A 16679-nucleotide genomic window follows, 5' to 3' on the forward strand; every position below is an offset into this window, starting at 1 on the left:
TCGGCGGGCGGCGGTTCCACGAGCCGCGGATGGGACCCGGTTACTCCTTTCGGAATCAGTGGGATGCGTTCATGCCGGTCAGGTGGGCGCCGGCAGGGCGGATAGGCGCTGCCAGCAGGTCAGGAAGGCGTTCTTCCAGGGCCAGGTGCTGCTTATCTTCAGGGTGCGTCGGCGGGCGTGGCAGACCAGCCGGGCGGGCAGGTGCCACAGGCAGTAGCGCAGCGTCTGCGGTTCGGCGCGGGCCAGCTCGGTATCGTCGTGCAGGCCCAGCAGGCGGGTCCAGGCGTCGATGTCGGCGGCGAGGTTGGCGGCGAGCGCCCACCCGAGGTTCACATTCCACGTTTTCGACGGCAGATTGCGCAGGCCCATGGCCTTGTTCGTGCACACCCGGTCCTCGACCTCGGCATGATCACGGTGGACGGCATCGACGAAATGCACGTGGTGGCTGCCGCCGATGCCACGCAGGCCGCGCGGGCCGAGGTTGGTGGCGATGATCGCGTACTCCCAGCCGGTCTGCTTCTCCAGCTCCGTCAGCCGGCGGGCATCACGGGCCGAGGGCTTGACCCGGCGCACCAGCAGGCGCACGCCCCAGGCCGTGGCGCGTTCGTCCAGACCGGTCAGTTCGGCGACGTGAGCGTGCGGGTGCACCCGGCCGTCCTGGCAGACAGCGGCCTGCCAGGCGCTGGTGGAAGCTTGGCGATCGCGGCCTCATCGATATCGGTGATCTTCCAGCCGACGGTGAACCGGACCGTGCGCCGGGTGGTGTTCAGGCTCTTCATGTGCTCGACCAGGTCATGGGTGGCGCCCGCACCATCGACGCGGATCCAGATCTTGGCCCGGTAGGCGTCGGGGATCTGCGTGATCGCCTCGCTCAGCACGCGAATGTGGTCGGCGACGGTGTTGGCACCCCGCGCCTGCCGAAAATTCCATCCGTGCAGGTCAAGCGGCATGTGAGTACTCGCGAAGCATGCCGCCGAGCCGGTCTCGTCGGCGTATGTTCAGGTCGGTGATTCGCTCTGGATCCTTGATCGGGGTTCGGGACGGTGCGTAGCGGGGCGGCTTGGTTCAGGGCTTGATGGGCTCGGTGCCGGTTGTAGAACAGTTCGTACTCGCGCAGGGCGTGCCGCAGGTGGCGTTGGTTCCTGAGCAGGCAGCGGTCGAGAAGCTCGTGACGGCACGACTGCACCCACCGCTCCATGATCGAGTTCATCCGCGGCATCCGGATGCCGGTGAGGACTGTCTTGATGCCGGCCTCGGCGAGGATCTCATCCATGAGGGCCGGGAACTTCCCATCCCGGTCTCGGAGCAGAAAGCGCGCCCGGCAGCCTGCATCGTCCAGATCCATTACCAGGTTCTTTATCGCCTGGATGACCCAGTTCGCGGCCGGGTGAGCGGTGGTGCCGAGCACGCGGATGCGCCGGCGCGATGGCTGCGCTGTTGGCTGCAGACGCAGCAGGGACTGCGGCCCAGCACCTTCGAAGGTTACGCCGATCATGTACGCCTGCATCTGATCCCGTACTTGGGCCGGATCGAGTTGGCCCAGCTGACCACCCGGGACATCGGCCGCATGTTCGCGGCCCTCGCCGGGCGGCGCACCAGGTACGGCAAGCTGATCGCGCCCTCCACCCTGCACCGGATCCGGGCCACGCTGCGCGCGGCATTGAACGCCGCAGCGCGTGAGGGCCTGATCGCCTTCAACCCGGCACGCATGATCCGGCTGCCCGCGTCCTCCCGGCCGTATCCGCAGGTGTGGACCGACCGGCGGGTGGCCGCCTGGCGGCGCGAGGGCGAACACCCGACGGTGGCGGTGTGGACCGCCGACCAACTGGCCGAGTTCCTCGCCTTCGCCCGACACGATCGGTTGCACGTGCTGTGGCAGTTGATCGCGCTGCGCGGGCTACGCCGCGGAGAGGCAGCCGGGCTACGCTGGATCGCCCTGGACCTGGACCGGCGGGAACTGGCCGTCAACCGGCAACTGGTGCACACCGACGCCGGGCTGATCGTCTGCCCGCCGAAAAGCGCCGCCAGCCAGCGGATCATCGCCCTGGATACGGAAACCGTTCGCTTGCTGCGCCGTCACGAGCAGACCGAGCGGCAGCGACTGGGCGACTGTTGGCGGGAAACGGGCCCGATCTTCACGCGGGTGGACGGATCTCCACTTCGGCCGGACTATCTCACCGTCCGGTTCCGTAACCTCGTGAACGCGAGCGGTCTGTCCCCGATCCGATTGCATGACCTACGCCACTGCACCGCCAGCCTCGCCTTGGCCTGCGGCTCCGACCTGCGGGTCGTGCAGGGCACGCTCGGACACGGCAGCATCGTGGTGACCTCCGACATCTACACCTCGGTGCTGCCAGAGGTGTATCACCGCTCAGCCCAGGCGATCGCGCGGCTGGTCCTGGGCAAGGCGCGCAGGACTGCCCGCAACCTCTGGAAGGCGGCGGCCTGACCAAGTGACCCAGGTGTGACCCACATGTGTCTCACGATCAGCAAGAAACCTTCCCATAAGGGAAGGAACCGCAGGTGCAGGTGGTAGGGCGCCCGGGGCTCGAACCCGGAACCTACGGATTAAAAGCGGACCAGTGATGATCGTTCGGAAATGAGTGAATCCGCGATGGGGGCCGCCGCGGACAGCTCGACGACCACGTCACGGCGCCTGGCCGGCAGATTGGCCAGGCGCCGATGGTATCGTCGACCGCTTGCTCGTTTCCGATCCGTCCGGCTCCCCGGCACCGAGCACACAGCACGAGCTCGGCACCGGGGGCGTCAGGGCCGTACCGCGGATCCGCGGTCACGCCGAGACGACCGTCAGACGGCCGTGCGCGACCACTGCTGGTTGGTGCCGGTGTTGCACGGATACTGCTTGAGGATCACGCCGTCCGCGGTCGACGCGGCCGGTACGTCCACGCATTTGCTGCTGTGTCGTGCCCGGAGCTGGAAGTAGCCGCCGTTGGCGACCATCTGGAACTGCTGGTTGGTGCCGGTGCCACAGGTGTACTGGATGAGCTCGGCACCGTCGGCGGTCGAAGCGCTCACCACATCAAGACACTTTCCGCTGTGGCGGCTGATGATGCGCCAATAGCCGCTGCCGGCGTCCTGGAACTGCCACTGCTGCCACGCGTTGCCGCCGTACGTGTACTGGCCGACGCGCGCACCGTTGTCGGTGTTCGGTTGTTGGACATCCATGGCCTTGCCGCTGTGGCGCGCGTTGATCCTGTAGACCGTCCCCGGCGCCGGCGGAGGGGTGGAGTCGATGGTGTCGCCCCAGGCGTACCGGATCCGGTCAGCGCCGGAGGTGTTGCGGACGGTCAAGTTGAGATCGGTGCCGCTGCCGCTCAGGGCGTACATCGAGTACCAGTCGTAGCCGATGTCGCCCGGCTTGCCGCCGAGGGCGGGCCAGTAGGTGCCGCCCATTTGGTTGTCACGCATGACCTGGGCCATGGCGCGGATGTGGCGCACGAAGTTTTCGGTGCTGTTCGCGTCGCCGTAGTTGAGGCCGGTGGACATCGGCGCGCCGAACTCGGTTGCGACCGCGCGGGAGGCGCAGTTGCCCAGACGCGTCTGAATGTGGCTTCGGAACGCGTCGTAGGTCATCGCGCTATAGAAGAAGGCGTAGTGGTGGAAGGACAGCAGCGTCGAGTTGAAGCGGCTGTCGTTGCAGATGTCCCGCAGGTCCTGGCTGTAGCCGGTGCCGCCGATGAGCACCCGGCCGGGCACTGCCGAGGTGTGATAGCTGAGCCAGTTCGCTGCGACGTTGCGCCATTCCGCCGATGTGTAGCCGTGCGGCTCGTTCATCGGTTCGAAGTAGACGTTGCTGTTCGAGCCGTACGTGTTGATCACGCTGGACCACATCGTGTTCCATGCGGCGAGGTTTGTGATCCTGCCGCCGGAGGCGGCGCCGTCCTCCCAATAGGCGAGGATGACCTTGAATCCTCGGGCGGTGGCGGCGTCGATGGCGCCGCGGTAGGCGTTCCACCAGGTGGTGTTAGCCACGGTGTGAGTGTTGATGGGCAGCCGGACGGTGTTGACCCCCATGGCGGAGGCCATGTCGTCGTAGAGGGCGTTGGCCTTGGCCTGTACTGTCGCGTTGCTGTCGGACTGGCTCAGGCCGTGCACGACGAGCGTGCCGGTGCTGAAGTTGTCACCCAGCACGGCCCAGTTCATGCCTCGGAATTGGCGGGTGGCGGCATTGGCGGGCGGCGCGGAGACGACGAGGCTTGTCACTGCGGTGAGCGCGGTCACCACGAGGGTGATCAGTAACCGGCGCGACGACCGGGTGCTCCGCGACGGTCCTGATGAGTAACCATCAGACGCCATGATCAGTGTCATGAGATTCCAATCACTAGATCTGACTTCCTGGGTCGAACCCTCACTTGTGTAGATCGTGTTGCTGACGCACGTTCGGGCCGCATCGTGCTCCAACAGCAGGACCGGTGTAGCGACGGCAGCGGTGACTGAGGTCGACCGCTTCGTTGCGCGCAGCGGATTGCTGCGGGCATCTCACTGCGCACCGGCGGCGACCGACCTCAACAGGACCCACGACGAGCGCGGCGAGCTTTGGACGCAGAGACACGGGACCACTCTCCGAAACCTGCGCTGCAGGAGATTGTTAGCGTTAACAAAAGATGCCGTGGATCCACCGAAGAACATTGGGCCAGGATCCTCTGCGGGACGGGGACGACCGTATTGCGAGCGATATTCAGGTGTCTTGCCGCCGAGCGTTTACGTAACCATCGGGCTTGTCAAGAGGCGGCCACCCAACGGGTACTTGTACCGCGTCAAAACGCAGTTACGGCGGCTCTGACCTATGGTTTGACGAGGTTCATTCCTGCAGACAAGATCGCGTCTTGTGCTTGTCCGCCTGCTTTACCTGACCACGCTCCGGATATTCGGCTGGCTGATGTTGCTGGGCCGCAGCCAAGCGTCGAAGGACGCGGAGATCATGGTGTTGCGTCACGAGGTGGCGGTGCTGCGGCGTCAGGTCGGACCGCCGAGGCCGGATTGGGCCGATCGGGCTGTTCTCGCGGCGTTGGCTCGATGGTTGCCGGCGGTGCTGCGCTCTCATCGGCTGGTCACTCCTGCAACGTTGCCGGCGTGGCATCGTCGTCTGCTGCGTCGGGCCTGGACCTACCCGCATCGGCCCGGGTGCCCAGGAGCGAGCGAGGAGCTTCGTGACTTGATCATTCGCTTGGCGCGGGAGAACCCTGCGTGGGGCCATCGACGGGTGCACGGAGAGTTGGTGCGGCTCGGTTTCCAGGTCAGCGAGGCTACTGTGCGACGTATCCTGCGCTCGCGCCGTTTCGTCCCGGCGCCCCGGCATCGCGATACTTCCTGGCGGACCTTCTTACGGTCGCAGGCCGACCGGCTCTGGCTTGCGGCATTGTCGAGGCTGATTCGCCGTCACCGGTGGGCGCAGGTGTTCCCGGTCACCCCGGCGACGATCTTGCGCTGGCATCGTCACCTGGTAGCGCGTAAGTGGACCTTCACGGACAGACAGCGCCCGGGACGGCCATGCACCCGCCAGCCGGTCAAGGCACTGATCATTCGGATGGCCCGGGAGAACCCGACCTGGGGACACAGAAGAATCCAAGGCGAGTTGGCTCGCCTGGGTTACCCGATCGCCGCCTCCACAGTGTGGGAGATCCTGCACGCCGCCGGTATCGATCCGGCACCCCGCCGAGCCGGGCCGAGCTGGCGGCAGTCCCTGACCGCGCAAGCTCACGCGATCATCGCCTGCGACTTCCTCGTGATCGAGACGATAATGCTCAAACGACTGTATGTGCTGGTCTTCATCGAGCACGGCACCCGGCGACTGCACCTGGCCGGAGTGACCCCGCACCCGACCGGAGCTTGGGCGGTACAGCAGGCCCGCAACCTGGTCATGGACGTGAGTGACCGCGTCACCGGGCTGCGATTCGTGATCCACGATCGTCCGCTCTTCACCTCCGCCTTCAGCGAGGTCTTCGAAGCCGAAGGGAAGGGCTGCAGATCATCACCACGCTGCCGCGGACGCCGAGGATGAACGCCATCTGCGAACGCGTCATCGGCACGCTGCGCCGTGAACTCCTGGACCCGATCCTGATCCTCAACGAACGCCACCTGGCCCTCGCGCTCCAGGAGTACCTGATCCACTACAACCGGCACCGGCCGCACCAGTCCCGGCGTCAAAGGCCTCCGGACATCGCAACGCAGCCCGCCTACGACGTGACCGACCTCAACGACCAGCCGATCGTCCGCCGAAAACCTGTCGTTGCCGGCATGATCAGCGAATACCACCACGCCGCTTAACCGCAGCTCAGGACACGTAACTCAATATTCGAGCGGTACACCATGGCCAGGTGCGGGTCTGTACCGCTTATGCCCCGGTCGGGTGCGCGGTCACGCCGGCCAGGTGCAGTCTGCGGGTGCCGTGCTCGATGAACACCAGCACGTATAACCGTTTGAGTTGGACCGGGCGCGATAGGTGAGCTCGTCCACGAGGTTGAACAGGATCACGCCGTCCTGGTCTTTCCCCGAACCTCGAAGATGCCTTCGACCACGTCCCTCCAGCCGAGGAGCATCGCCCGCTCCTGCAGGCTCAGGCCGGGGTGGGCGCGCAGGAAGCGGTCGATGACCGTGTCGCCGGAGGCCAGCTGGTGACCAGCCGCGCCTTGAGGGCCGCGGCGTGCTTGATGGCGTCCATGACAGTGCTGTTTCTTCTTCGAGCCCGTGCTTTCGCCGGGCTTGTTCGGTTACTGGTCCACGGGCATCCGACGCTTTCCCCGTCCCGTAGATCGGGGAACACGTGCCGAGCGGCTGAGACTACCTGACCCTCGGGTCGACGATCACAAGAAAGTCTGGGCCTTAGTGCCTGCGACCTCCCTTCGGGTCCAGGTCGGCGATCAACTCGGCGAGTACGAGCTCCTCCTCGACCCGTACGCCTCGTCGCTCCATCGCGATGCCCAGTTCCGGATCCCAGGGAGTCGGGCGCACCTGCCCTGACAGCGGCGCCGACGAGGGCACGGCTTGATAGAAGGCGGTTTCGAAGCGCCATGGCAGGAACCCGACTCTCTCGTGGACCGCGGCGGCGATAGCGATTCCGCCCCAGTCGAAGTCCCCGTGGTAGGCGAACGTCGCGCCGCCGGCCGCGAGAAGGTCCAGCAGCCGCCAGGCGGCCGCCGATGGCCGGCCGCCGCCGCATACCAGGGGTGGGCAGGAGGCTCCGAGTTCGTCGGCCGCCGCGGCGACCACGACCGGGTTCTCGCAGATCCTGACCAGGTCTGCGCGCAGCGGTGCTTCGTGGCGGCGGAGTTGACGCAATGTCAGCACGCACGGCTCGCCTGCAGCCCTGGCGGCGCTGAGCATGCGTCCGGTGGGAGAGCGCTCGTCACCTGGCAGCCCCAGGCAGAGGACGAGGGAGGACAGGTCATCGAGGTGCACGCCGACCGCGGCCCAGGCCGAGCGGCGGGCGTCCGCGCCGCCTTCGCCCGCGTGCGGCAGACCGGACAGGGCACGGGCTGCGGATAGGGCGAGGGTGGCCAGCGGGCGTCCTTCGTCCAGAGCGTGTGCGTCTGCGCAGGTCTCGGCGGCGAGCCGGCCGAGGGGTGTGCCCGGTGACGGCAGTCGCTCCAGCACGGCGCTCAACCGGTCGAGCAGGATACGTGCTTCTTGGGCTGTGGCGGCGAGCCTTCTGACCAGTCCGGTGGACTCCAGCCACGATCGCCACCCGGACAGCTCGGGCCGGTCGGCGATGAGAGCGTCGAGCCTGGCGAAGGCCCGTTCCCAGGCCGCCGCCTGCGCGGCCTTCTCTCCAGCCTGGTCCCGGATCGGGCCGCGCAGTCGTACGACGGCTTCGCGCAGCCCGCCTGCGGTGACGCCGCCCGCTCGCAGGATGCGGTCCACCTCGTCCAAGGAGACCGACAGGGAAGAACCGGCTCCCGCACGGCGGCCGAGCAGCACCTCGGCCGCGCGGCGCTGCGCGGAAGTCGCGGCCGTGAGCGTCACCGTCCCGGTCAGCGGCTTGCCCTGTTCCAGGCGGCGGCGTGCCCGATCGACCAGCCAGGCGATGTCGTCACCGCCGAGCAGCCGCCGCAACCGCTCATCCTGGACGCTCATGCGAGCAGGTCGTCCTGTGCCACGGCCATGTCAGCGGCCGGCATCGCGGTGACCGGGCGCTCCGCTCGCCGCCGCTCGCGCCCGTCCCAACGCCACGGGGTGACCAGCACCGCGTCCACGCCGTCGCGACGGGACAGCTGGCAGATCGCAAGCCCCGGGACCTGCGGGTAGCAACCCCATTCGCGCTCGCTCGTCATCACCACGTCCATGTCGAACGTGGCCAGCAGGCCCAGGCATTTGGCGCGCGAGTCGTCGTCGACGCCCGCGAACGCCTCGTCCAGGGCGACCAGCCGCGGAGCGTACGGGTTGCCCGCCGATTTGTAGTGGGCCGACGCGGCGGCGAACAGCGGCACCGACGCCGCGAGCACTCTCTCACCGCCGGAGGCCGGTCCGGTGGCGGCCCGCCATTGCCCATCCTGCAGCCGCTGGATCGCGAACTCGTGCCAGACGCGGTAGTCCAAGGCCCGGGTCAGCGCTTCCATCCATCCGGCGGCAGGGTTGTCGGCATGCTCGCGGGCGATCCTGTCCTGGAGGAATGCGCCCACGGCCGAGCGGTCGGCGACGGACCAGGCGTCCACCGTCTGCCGGAGCTTGTCGCGGACCCGCTCCAGCCCTTCAGGAGCGTTCCTGGCGATCTTCCAGACCAGACGCAGGCGCATGCCGGTAGAGGTGGGGCGGGACTCCAGCTCGGCGTTCATCTCCCGGACCTCGGACTCGGCCGCGGCGATCAGCTCGTGCAACGTTCCGGCGACCTCGTTGAGCAGGTGGTTCTCCAGGATCTCGCGTTCCTTGGCCGACAGGAGCCGGGCCCTGTGCCCGGTCTCTTCCGCCAGCGCTTCGGCGAGGCCGGGAACGTCCCTGCTGCGGCCCTGGAACAGCACGTCCACGATCATGACCCCGTCCCGCAGGGTCAGTCCGACGGAGTGCCCGTGTCTGGCCATGGCGTCCGACAGCAGCTTGTGCTCCTCGGCCACCTTCTTCTGCACCCGGTCCCAGGGGCCGTCGCCGTCGTCCACGGCGTCGAGCTCGGCGTTGGCCGTCCTGGCCAGGAGCACCGTGGGGGTGGCCGCCCACTGGCCGTCCGTGTCAGGCACGTCCAGAGCGGGGAGCGCGACGTGCAGCAGTCCCGTGGCGGCGAACGCCTGGAACTCCCGTACGGCGGTGTCGCGTGCCGTGGTCGCCTCGTCGATCTGGCCGCGCAGGGCGTCGCGCACGCCCTCGGCCTTGCCTCGTTCCTGCAGAGCCGCCTGTTCCCTGCGGCGGGTCTCGCCCTCGGCTGATGTGCGTTCGCGTAGTTCTCGCTCCACCTGGTCGAGCCGGCGGAACAGCTCCTCGACCGCGGCGCCGGCGGTTTCCACCAGTGCGCGGTAGGTCTCCGCCGCGGCGTCCGCCTCGCCGCGTGCCGCCACCGCCAGTTCGGCCGCGTCGTCGAGCCGGCTCCGGGTTCGTTCGAGATCGTCGGCGGCTTCGTGGGCGGCCTCGTGCGCGGCTCGCCGCGCCTGTTCGGCGGGCCAGAACCGGGCCAGTGCCAGCCGGTAGCCAGCGACTCCGCTCTTGACCTCGGCCAAGGCCTGAGGCTCGGCAGGCAGCCCGACGTCGCCGGCGAACTCGGCGGCCCGGTTGTCGGCGGCCTCCAGCTCGCTCTGCCGCTGGAGCGCCACCCCTGTCGCGGCGGTGTGCTGGGCGTCGAGTTCGCGCCGGCGTTCGTGCTCGGCGGCGAGCTTGACGTGGGCCTCGCGCAGCGGCGCGTCCGGAGGCAGCGCCCGGTGCTCGGCCGCGAGCCTCTCGCGCCGGGCGGCGAGCGCGTCGAGGTTGGCGCCGAGGCGATGGATCCGCTGGGCGACCTGGTCCAGCTCCGCTCGGAGAGCCGCCAGCCGGGCACGCCGCGCCGCTTCTCGCGCGCCCTCGCCGATGTAGTGGGCGTCGTTCTTGCGCCATGAGCCTGCCAGCATGCCGTTGGCCCACCGTCCGTCCACGGTCACCCACGTCCCACCGCCCTGGCCGAGCCCGATGCTCTTGAGCACGGTCTCGACGGCGGCGTCGGACAGGGCCGCGGCCTGCGGGTCGGCGCGGTCGAGGGCAGGACGCAGGACGGCGGAGCACGACGGCCCGGCCGGCGGCTCGCCGGTCACGATGACGGTGTCGTCCTCGGCAAGCAGCCGCCCGTCGGGCGTGACCCACGCGTCCAGGATGCCCGCGGCCTCCAGGGCGGCCTCCAGCCCGGCCCGATGCGCGGCCGGCACTGCCTCAGCGAAGTCCACCACCTTCCACAGCGGGCCGCCAGGACGGCCGAGCCGGGCGTCTGCGGCGCGCGTGTGCGGGGTGGGCGGAGCGTCGTGACCGCCCGACTCCAGCCGGGCCATCTCCTCCGTCAGGGATGCGGCGGCCCGCCTCGCCTCGCGCAGCTCCGCCTCCAGTTCGGCGCCCAAGCGGCCGAGCGCGTCGGTGGCGTTCCTGGCCGCGTCGTCGACCGCCGTCGCGGCTGGGTTGGGACCATCGACGGAGACGGCCCAGCCCTCCAGCGTCGCGAGCACCTCGTCAGGGTCGTCCAGCCGCAGCTCGGTCAGGCCGGCCAGGTACAGGGCGTACTCGTGGACCAGCCCGGCCGTGGCCGCGCCGGTGGCCTGCTCGGCGGCTTCGATGCGCTCGGCGGCGGACTGCAGCTCGCCGGTCAGCCGGTCCACCTCCGTACGGGCCGCGGCGAGCCGGAACCGAGCTTGCCGGACGGTGTCGATGAGCCGCTCCAGCTCGTTGATCGCCTGCTCCTGGCGGTCAGCCAGCGTCTCGGCCTCCCGCCGGGCCCTGGCCTGCTCCGACGGCTCGCCGAGTGCGTGCCAGTCGATGATGTCGAGGTACCCGGCCTCGAACGCCGCCGCGCGGGCGGCCGCGAGCGCGGACTCCCTGGCCTGGTCCAGCTCCCGGTCCGCCTCCTCGGCCTTGCCGAGGGCGGTGCTCGCCCGCTGCTCTCGGCGCTGGGTCTCGCCGGTGAGGCGGTCGCGCTCCTGCTCGCACCGGCGTGCATGGGAGTCCAGCCGGCCGGCTTCCTCTCCCATGTGTTTGAGCCGCTCGGCGTCACGCATCTCGGGGCTCTGCCGCAACGCCTCCTTGCGGGCCTCCAGCAGGTTCCGCTGGGCTGCCAGCTCCTCCAGCACCTGCTGGGCCGCGGCCAGCTCCGCCTCCGCGGCCGCATGGCGGGCCTCGGCTTCGCCGAGGTCGCGGCCCAGGTGCTCGTACCGGCTCTGCGCCAGGCGGGGGACGGCAGCCTTGCGCTTGGCCGCGACCGCGGCGTACCGGCGGTAGTGGACGAGGAAGTCGGCCGCCGCCCTGCGCGCCTCCTCCAGCCCGCGCAGCGCGTCTCGCTCCTCGTCAAGGCCGCGGAACGCCTCGGCGACCGTGGCGATCAGAGCGGGGCTGAGCGGCGGCAGCGCCTCGGTGAGGGCCCGCGACAGGAGCTTCTCATCGGGCTTCTTGGACAACTGCGGTTGCCGCAGCTGAATGAGGAGGTTCACCAGCGCCTCGTAGCGGTGCTCGCCGAGCCCGAACAGCGCTCCGTCCACCGCCCTGCGGTAATCGGCAGCCCGGTCGTGGACCATGCCGTGGCCCTCGATCGCCTCACGCAGCTTCTCCCTGGTGAGCACCACTCCAGTGGAGGTGAGCAGGTGGAGATCGCGGCCGATGCGCTGGGGAGTGACGAAGAACCAGTGCCGGACGATGCCGCGCTCCTTAACCGCCTTCAGCCCGCAGCCGATCGTACGGAACTCCTCGCTCCCGTCAGCGGCGCGGCGGCCGAACTCCATCCACGCGTACCCCAGCCGCTCGGGGTGCGGGTGCCTGCCGCCCAGCAGCAGGTTCCACTCCATGCGCTTCTGCCGGTCGCCGTCGGGCTCGACCCGGTGCGGGGCGAGTTCGCCGTCGAGCAGGAACGGCAGCGTCAGGGCCAGCACCTTGGACTTGCCCGTGCCGTTGTTGCCGCGCAGCAGCAGGCGGCCGTCGTGGAAGTGGAACTCCTCCACGTCGTAGTAGAACATGTCGACGAGTCCGGCGCGCAGCGGCTTCCAGCGCTCGGAGGTCGGAGAAGGCGGCATCACTGTCCTTTGATGACGGGTTCGTCCAGCGCGTAACGGGCAATGGCGGGCAGCCCCACGGCCGCGTCCTCCGTGACGTGGACCAGCCGCAGCGCCGTGAGCTTGCCCAGGGCCGTGGCCAGCAGTCCGTCCTCGGCGCCCGGCTCGGTCACGCCCTTGCGCCAGAACGACGTATGGTCACGGGCGGCCTGCCGGACGAATGCCCTCAGATCATCCATGCTTGATGCCCCGCGGGTGGCGAGGTGCTCGGCCACCAGCAGCGTCACGTGGCCGTCGGTGCGCTGTTCGGGCATGCGCACGTCGGTCAGTTCGTCGTCAGGATCCACCATCGCGATGCCCTCCGCGCGTACTTCTGCCACCAACCCGGTGGCTTCCACGATCCGGCGGGTGATCGCGTGCCGTTGGGAGGTCAGGTAGGCACGCTCTGCCTCGTCCATGTCGGCGAAGTAGATCACCGGGTCCTCCAGCAGCCTGCGGGTCAGCCTGCGGCGAAGTGCCTGGTTGCGCAGGTCGTCGGTGTCGGGGACAGGCTCGGCGGTGAGCTCGGCCAGCCGTTCCTCGAACGACTCCGCGATGATCGTCGATGGGCCTCGCGTGCCCGTGAGCAACGCGGCCAGTACCGGCCTGCGCACGTCGTACAGCACGTCACCGGTCGAGGTCAGATACGCCTCCTCATCGCCCGCGACTCTGCGCAGCACGCCCCAGCCGAGCAGCGTGCGCACCACGGTCACCAGATCCGCCCGCTCGGCACGGCTGTCGAGGGTGAAGTGGAAGTCCAGTTCGGGCTCCGCCGCCGCCGACAGCACCTCCTCGGCCAGGCGGCCGAGCGTGGTCTGCGCGTCGGCCCGCTCCAGCACGGCCAGCGCCAGGCACAACAGGACGTAGCGGCGCCTGCCGTACGGTTCTCCCGCTTTGCCTCTGGCAGGGTGGGTGGCGTCGGACGTGTCCGCGACACCCTTGAACAGCCGCGCGGCGCCCGAATCCACCGTCAGCCGCCAGCCGGTCTCCCGGGTGAGCCACTTGCGCAGCTCGGTCAGATGGCGGCGGACCAGCACCAGCGCCTCCGCGTCGTCCTGCGCCGTCAGCAGTGGCTTGGCCAGCAGGGCGCGCAGCGCGGCGCGCCGCTGGGCCAGCTCCTCCTCGGGCGTCATCGGACCACCATAAGATCGGAGATCTCCACCACGTGCTCAGGTCCAGTGAACACGCCGTCCTCGGTGTGGATCTCGACCTCGCCGCCATCGGGGACAAGGGTGAGCCGCACCTCCATCGAGCCGTCGCCCGTCACCGTCTTCACTTCCGTCTCCCCGGGCCGCCGGGCCGCCAGCGCGTCACCCAGCAGCCCCAGGAACAGCCGGAACGCCCGCGGGTCCAGCACGTTCAGCTCCGAAAGCAGCACCGGCCCGTCCGTGCGGAGCCGGGCCCGGGCCGCGGCGGTCTCGGCCGCCTCCCGCTCGGCCTGCTCCAGCAGCAGCCTGCGCGCCTGGCTGCGGTCGGCCACTTTGTTGGGCTTGCCGCGCCGCTCGTAGGAGCCGGTACGCCGGAGCTGGGGAGAGATCCTGATCGGCGCTGCGTCCTGCCAGGAAGTCCCGGCTCCGACCTCCCGCCACTCGTCCAGGGTGGCGGCGGTGACCGTCAGGTGGCGGGCCGGGGTCAAACCGAAGGCCGCCCGCCACAAGCGGTGCATCGCCGCTTCGTCGGGCGCCTCGGCGAACCAGCGAGCCAGGGCACGGAAGTCCGCGGATCGGTCGGAGCGTCCGGACCTCCGCTCGTTGAGCAGCCCGACCGCGTCGATGAGCTGCTTGATCGCCGTGATCGCCGCCTGGCGCAGCAACCGTGCCTGTGACGGCCGGCCCACATCCGTGGAGACGAACCAGTCCCGAAGTCCTCGCCAGCGGTTCAGCCACGAGGAGTACGCCGCCTCCTCGGCCCTCCCGTACGCGTCCGCGGCTTCCTCCCAGTCGGGCATGGCGTCGGCGGCCTCCCTGCGCGCGGCCAGTCTCAGCAGCTCCTCATGCCCGCACGTCTCCAGCCGCGCCAGCAGGGTCGCTATCCGCGCGCCGGAGTTGGCCAGGTCGGCGATGAACCGGTTGATGTACTCGATCAGCCGCTCCTTGTAGGCAACGAACCCCGCCACGTCGCCGTCGGAGAAATCGATCGCCCGGCGCAGCGAGGCCATGAACGCCTGGGCGTTGTCCGCCAGCGACGAAAACCGCTCCGCGAGGGAGAGCAGGAGCAGATGAACCCTGGCCGGGTCAGGATCCTGCTCCTGAGCCAGAAGGGTCAGCGCCTGCAGCTGTTCGGCGATGTCGCCCAGGGCCACCGACTGCAGCACCCCACGCCGCCCGATCGCCTCCTCGTAGAAGTCGATCGCCTGCTCGGCCGCCTGCCCCGCAGGGGTGAGCTGGAACAGGAACCGCTTGCGGTGGAAATCCTCCACAGAGGTGACCCTGCCGGTGTCCGCGTCGGCCCGCAGGTTGCCCCAGTCCCGCAGCTTCTCCAGGGCTTGCGTGAGCGCATCGTCGTTGTCCCGCCGCAACTCCGCCGCCACGTCCTCCGGCCGCAGATGCACGATGAAACGTTCCTTCGCCCGGGCGAAGACGCGCAGGATCTCCCGGTAGAGGGCAGCGTTGGGAGCGCTCAGGTGAGCGAAAGGCTGATGCTCTTGAGACGGGAAGGCCATGGTGCCAGTTTTCCTGACGGGAGAGAGTACCGCGGCCCTATTGGTGCCAGATGTTCACAGATAGTAGGAGAATCTCGCCGTACGGTCACCGCGCTGCCGCACTGTTCGGCGATTCGGTGCATCAGGGTGTGCGCTGCGCGCCGGTGGCGGGAAAGGCCAGGTCTGGGCAGGCGTCGATGACCTGGTTCGCTCGCTCGACGGTCTTGCGGTAGTCGGCGAGCACGCCGTCGATGGTGGTCGGCTTCGCCTGCTACATCGCTTTCCACCTGCCACCGTCAACAACCCTCTGGTGGAGCTGCTCGGCAGGACCCCGCCGAGACGCTCCGCTGCATCGCGGCCACGCCGGGCTGCACCACGACAGAACTCGCCCGGCGTAAGGTCGCATCCCTGGGCCAACGCCAGCAAGCACGCCCACATCCTGCGGCAAGCCGGGCTGATCACCAGCACCCGCCGGGTCTACCTGATACTGCACCAGGCGACCCCGCTCGGCACCGAGCTCGTTCGCGCCCGGCCGCCCGAATGAATCACGCGCACGGCCGTGACCTCGGTGTTTTCCTCCCAGTCGAAACATGCTGACACGACGCGTCCCATGCCTGTGAACTGTCACTGCATTCCCCGCGCAGGGGATCGTCTCGTGATTAAAGGGGAACCGTTCATGCACCAGCGAGGCAAGCAGTTCACCAAAGCATAACCGCTATCGCCCGAGGGGGATCAGACATGTTCAAGATGACCAACGTCGTGATGGCCGCACTCGCAGGCGCGGCCACACAACCACCGGAGCTAGGAATGAAGCGTGCTCTCAGTATCGGAGCTGGCAGTCTTATTCTGATCGGACTCTCTGGAGCCCCGGCGGCCGCATCTGCTTCGGCTGCGTCAGAAGCCCCAGCCGCGACAGCGCCCTCGATCGCGGCACAAGCAGACTGTGCGGCGTCTAAGGTTCGGACGGTGAGCAACGAGAGCGCAAAGGCTGCGTTTAATCGCACCAGTTGCACAGGGGCAAAGAAGTGGACGTTTCGGGGATACGTCAAACATAAGCCCAACAGCAGTGATCTCTTCACTCACGCACAAGTGCGAATCCGGGTAATGAACTCAACCAATGTGGCATACAAGAAATATTTCAACACGGGGAGCCTCAAAGATTTCCGCATCTCCATCAAGCTGAAATACGAACACGTCCTTGTGGATGTTCGAGGCTACCTGAATACTGACTGGGGAAAGTATTACGGGAAGTGGTCGGGGAGTGAGTCGGTGCACCGTTAGCCTCGACGTTTCGTGATCTTGGTGTGGTCAGCTGAACGGTTCGGCTGAAGTTCGATTTCGCGTTGTGGTCAACGTGGTGGCCCGGCTGGCGCGCTGGGTGGGCGGGGTTCCACAGGCCCGAGGGTGTCCTTCCGGTGGTAGGGGCGGCTTGTTGCTGGTCAAGTCGGTGCCGGTAGAGCTTGCAGGCGTTGCAGAGCGGTCAGGATGGTGTTGGCCCAGGGCCATCGAGCAGCGATGCGTATGTGCAGGCGTCGGCCGCCGCGGATCAGGCGTCCGGCCACTGCGAACAGGCGCAGGCGCAGGCGCAGGCGTAGGCGTTTGGGCTCGTAGGTGCGGGCGGTGGTGTTGGGCAGTGCGAGCATCTGCATCTATGCGAGGAGTTCGCAGGCCAGGGCGACGAGCTCGCACCAGATCTGGTTTTGGGCGAAGTCGTGATCCTGCTGGTTAACTCGTCTCAGGCTGCGAGAGCGAGTTCTGCCAGTTCGAGGCGGGCGAGGTGGCTGGTGCGGGTCCGGTCGAGCGGGTGTCCGTTCCACCAGGCATCCAGGCGGATGAGGTTG

At 68.5% G+C, this 16679-nt stretch carries 13 protein-coding genes; 4 read left to right on the forward strand and 9 right to left on the reverse strand.

Annotated features, from left to right (window positions below; all coding sequences use genetic code 11):
• Positions 1–78: 78 nt before the first annotated feature.
• From ABN273_RS16850 to ABN273_RS59485, 3 genes are read right to left on the reverse strand one after another with little or no spacing between them, the layout of a single operon-like run.
• Entirely contained in the window at positions 79–648 is a 570-nt protein-coding gene (locus tag ABN273_RS16850) for a transposase (protein ID WP_349449783.1), read from the reverse strand.
• Complete coding sequence (locus ABN273_RS16855; protein WP_349449784.1) at positions 618–950, reverse strand: hypothetical protein; 333 nt, start codon at positions 948–950, stop codon at positions 618–620. The genes ABN273_RS16850 and ABN273_RS16855 overlap by 31 nt, the downstream gene beginning before the upstream one ends.
• A complete protein-coding gene (locus tag ABN273_RS59485) occupies positions 872–1507 on the reverse strand; it encodes an integrase core domain-containing protein (protein ID WP_502911046.1) in 636 nt (211 codons plus the stop codon). The genes ABN273_RS16855 and ABN273_RS59485 overlap by 79 nt, the downstream gene beginning before the upstream one ends.
• Here ABN273_RS59485 and ABN273_RS16860 point away from each other — a divergent pair.
• On the forward strand, positions 1388–2449 hold the full coding sequence (locus tag ABN273_RS16860) for a site-specific integrase (RefSeq protein WP_502911047.1): 1062 nt from the start codon (positions 1388–1390) through the stop codon (positions 2447–2449). The genes ABN273_RS59485 and ABN273_RS16860 overlap by 120 nt on opposite strands.
• Positions 2450–2808: 359 nt before the next feature.
• On the opposite strand, the gene ABN273_RS16865 is transcribed toward ABN273_RS16860, so the two are convergent.
• A complete protein-coding gene (locus tag ABN273_RS16865) occupies positions 2809–4422 on the reverse strand; it encodes an RICIN domain-containing protein (RefSeq protein ID WP_349449785.1) in 1614 nt (537 codons plus the stop codon).
• Positions 4423–4849: 427 nt separating this feature from the next.
• Between ABN273_RS16865 and ABN273_RS16870 the strand changes: the two genes are divergently transcribed.
• Together ABN273_RS16870 and ABN273_RS16875 are read left to right on the forward strand one after the other, a co-directional pair.
• Positions 4850–6022 carry an IS3 family transposase gene (locus tag ABN273_RS16870; protein WP_349449786.1) on the forward strand — a complete coding sequence of 391 codons (1173 nt, stop codon included), beginning with the start codon at positions 4850–4852 and terminating at the stop codon, positions 6020–6022.
• Complete coding sequence (locus ABN273_RS16875) at positions 6019–6288, forward strand: integrase core domain-containing protein (protein WP_349449787.1); 270 nt, start codon at positions 6019–6021, stop codon at positions 6286–6288. The genes ABN273_RS16870 and ABN273_RS16875 overlap by 4 nt, the downstream gene beginning before the upstream one ends.
• Positions 6289–6843: 555 nt before the next feature.
• On the opposite strand, the gene ABN273_RS16880 is transcribed toward ABN273_RS16875, so the two are convergent.
• Genes ABN273_RS16880 through ABN273_RS16895 form a run of 4 tightly spaced genes read right to left on the reverse strand, consistent with a single transcriptional unit; the run spans position 6844 to position 14859 of the window.
• Positions 6844–8094, reverse strand: coding sequence for a TIGR02679 family protein (locus ABN273_RS16880; RefSeq protein WP_349449788.1), 1251 nt, complete (start codon positions 8092–8094; stop codon positions 6844–6846).
• Positions 8091–12179, reverse strand: a complete 4089-nt coding sequence (locus ABN273_RS16885) for a TIGR02680 family protein (RefSeq protein WP_349449789.1) — start codon at positions 12177–12179, stop codon at positions 8091–8093. Before ABN273_RS16885 ends, ABN273_RS16880 begins: the two co-directional genes overlap by 4 nt.
• Positions 12179–13330 (reverse strand): TIGR02678 family protein, encoded by a 1152-nt coding sequence (locus ABN273_RS16890; RefSeq protein ID WP_349449790.1) that lies wholly within the window; start codon positions 13328–13330, stop codon positions 12179–12181. The genes ABN273_RS16885 and ABN273_RS16890 overlap by 1 nt, the downstream gene beginning before the upstream one ends.
• On the reverse strand, positions 13327–14859 hold the full coding sequence (locus tag ABN273_RS16895) for a TIGR02677 family protein (RefSeq protein ID WP_349449791.1): 1533 nt from the start codon (positions 14857–14859) through the stop codon (positions 13327–13329). Before ABN273_RS16895 ends, ABN273_RS16890 begins: the two co-directional genes overlap by 4 nt.
• A gap of 717 nt (positions 14860–15576) precedes the next feature.
• Here ABN273_RS16895 and ABN273_RS16900 point away from each other — a divergent pair.
• Entirely contained in the window at positions 15577–16119 is a 543-nt protein-coding gene (locus ABN273_RS16900; protein ID WP_349449792.1) for a hypothetical protein, read from the forward strand.
• A 158-nt stretch (positions 16120–16277) separates the two neighbouring features.
• Here ABN273_RS16900 and ABN273_RS16905 read toward each other — a convergent pair whose 3' ends face one another.
• A complete protein-coding gene (locus tag ABN273_RS16905; RefSeq protein WP_349449793.1) occupies positions 16278–16487 on the reverse strand; it encodes a transposase in 210 nt (69 codons plus the stop codon).
• Between the last annotated feature and the right edge of the window lie 192 nt (positions 16488–16679).

The sequence above is a fragment of the Nonomuraea sp. B19D2 genome (assembly GCF_040137845.1).
GTDB lineage: Bacteria > Actinomycetota > Actinomycetes > Streptosporangiales > Streptosporangiaceae > Nonomuraea.

Bases quoted from the DNA above. Each gene is read 5' to 3' on its own strand.
- ABN273_RS16905 (WP_349449793.1), bottom strand. From the start codon at position 16,487: ATGCAGATGCTCGCACTGCCCAACACCACCGCCCGCACCTACGAGCCC.
- ABN273_RS59485 (WP_502911046.1), bottom strand. From the start codon at position 1,507: ATGCAGGCGTACATGATCGGCGTAACCTTCGAAGGTGCTGGGCCGCAG.
- ABN273_RS16885 (WP_349449789.1), bottom strand. From the start codon at position 12,179: ATGCCGCCTTCTCCGACCTCCGAGCGCTGGAAGCCGCTGCGCGCCGGA.
- ABN273_RS16875 (WP_349449787.1), top strand. From the start codon at position 6,019: ATGAACGCCATCTGCGAACGCGTCATCGGCACGCTGCGCCGTGAACTC.
- ABN273_RS16900 (WP_349449792.1), top strand. From the start codon at position 15,577: ATGTTCAAGATGACCAACGTCGTGATGGCCGCACTCGCAGGCGCGGCC.
- ABN273_RS16880 (WP_349449788.1), bottom strand. From the start codon at position 8,094: ATGAGCGTCCAGGATGAGCGGTTGCGGCGGCTGCTCGGCGGTGACGAC.
- ABN273_RS16895 (WP_349449791.1), bottom strand. From the start codon at position 14,859: ATGGCCTTCCCGTCTCAAGAGCATCAGCCTTTCGCTCACCTGAGCGCT.
- ABN273_RS16855 (WP_349449784.1), bottom strand. From the start codon at position 950: ATGCCGCTTGACCTGCACGGATGGAATTTTCGGCAGGCGCGGGGTGCC.
- ABN273_RS16890 (WP_349449790.1), bottom strand. From the start codon at position 13,330: ATGACGCCCGAGGAGGAGCTGGCCCAGCGGCGCGCCGCGCTGCGCGCC.